The organism is cf. Phormidesmis sp. LEGE 11477, from assembly GCF_015207105.1.
Taxonomy (GTDB): Bacteria; Cyanobacteriota; Cyanobacteriia; order Phormidesmidales; family Phormidesmidaceae; genus Phormidesmis.
In genome coordinates this window covers 1-1,571 of sequence record NZ_JADEXO010000264.1, presented here as the reverse complement: position 1 = coordinate 1,571, position 1,571 = coordinate 1, and the positions used below count along the sequence as shown (strand labels likewise).

Below are 1,571 nucleotides of genomic sequence, written 5' to 3'. Positions count from 1 at the left end.
GTAACTACTCAGGCTGAAGTAGTGGAAAGGTAGGATTTTTGGTGAAGGCCCCTGTGAGGGCTTCGAGTAAGGGTTGATGCTGCTTTCTCATGGTCGAGATGTAGCCCCGAATGCGACAGAACATACGGCTTCCGGTGGCAGAACGAAAGCACCCAGAAATCTTCTGTTTGAGCTTCATCATACGGACGTCGCGTTCTGCCTGGTTGTTATCGAAAGGCACCCGAAAGTCCAGCATGAAGGCCAGCACAGCCGTGTCATGTCTCTCTAGTCGGTCGAGTAAGTTTTTCGCAGGCGACTGCTTGAGGCGACCTCGCTTTTTCGGCGCGTTTCCATCAATCGGTGGCGGTGGATTTGCCTTAAAGCCATCGATGAGTATGGTTTGATAGCGTTCCTCAAACTCATGCAGTTGGCGAATGCTCAACTCAGCTTGACCCGCTGCTTTGGCCGCATCGACTTGTCGCTTAATCTCGCGTAGCAATGTCATCATCGCTTGTGCCCAGGGCTGCTGATCGCGTTCTTCGATGAACCGTAGTTCACGCAGATGATGCGCGTTACATAGGCTGTGAGCGCAGTCATAGCTGAAGTAGCTCTGCCAGCCGTCGTGGACACTCACGCCGTCAAAATTCGCCAGCACGTCCATCTCATCTATCGCGGCGCGGCCTCGCTTCGCATGCACAAAGTAGTAAGTCAATACAGCGGTTGACGCTACGTGTAACCACCATAGCTTGCGGTTGACGCGCAGGCCGGTTTCGTCGCAATGAAGTACCTGCGCTGCTTCAATCTGGGTTTTGATGCGGTGCTCTACTTCAGCGAGTTCCTCAAAGCACTTCGCTCTCGCGTTGTACAACGTGCCTTCTGAGACCTCACAACCAAACAATTCAGAAAGCACTTCACGGGTTCTCTCTGAGGGCAATAGCTGGGCGTCCATCAGATACACCATCAGACCTTTGACGCCACTACCGTACTGCACTCGGGTGGTCACTTCAGCCGGGAACTGACCTCGGTTGAGCGTGGCACAAGCACCGCAGCATTTGACTTCTGCTTGGTGCTCTATCACTCGCAACGATAATGACGGCAGCTCATGGACTCGCCGTAAGTCATAGTCTATGACTGCGGTGGTTTGCAACGACCCCCCGCATTGCTCGCATTCATCTACTAAGTGGCTCACCACTTCATCTACCTGTTCGCACCATTCCAACGTCCTACCCGGATGGCCTTTCTGGCCGCCACTGGGGCGTTGACTCTTTTTTCGTAAACTGCTCGTGCGTTTGCCAAAGCCATCCCCTGACGGTGGTTTGCTACTGTTCCGACTGTTCTTTCCCAGACGACCCTTCAGTTCCTTCACTTCTGCTTCCAGGTGATTGAGTCGTGCCATCAGCTGACTGACCAGGCTCACAACGGCCTCTTCCCCCTGACCATAGACGGCCCGGATTTCTATTTCGCTGAGCGGCTGCTTTGGCTGGTGTTTGTCCACGTCTATCCGAACAAAGGCGTTAATTGTTAACAACTTACTTGACTATCATCATCACGCTGAGAAATATCTCTATTTTTTTAAGCCTGAGTAGTTACAA

General features: G+C 52.6%; 1 protein-coding gene. It reads right to left on the bottom strand.

The features are described from left to right. Positions 1-4: 4 nt before the first annotated feature. Positions 5-1,474, bottom strand: a complete 1,470-nt coding sequence (locus IQ256_RS29190) for an IS66 family transposase (protein WP_370623576.1) — start codon at positions 1,472-1,474, stop codon at positions 5-7. Positions 1,475-1,571 lie beyond the last annotated feature (97 nt).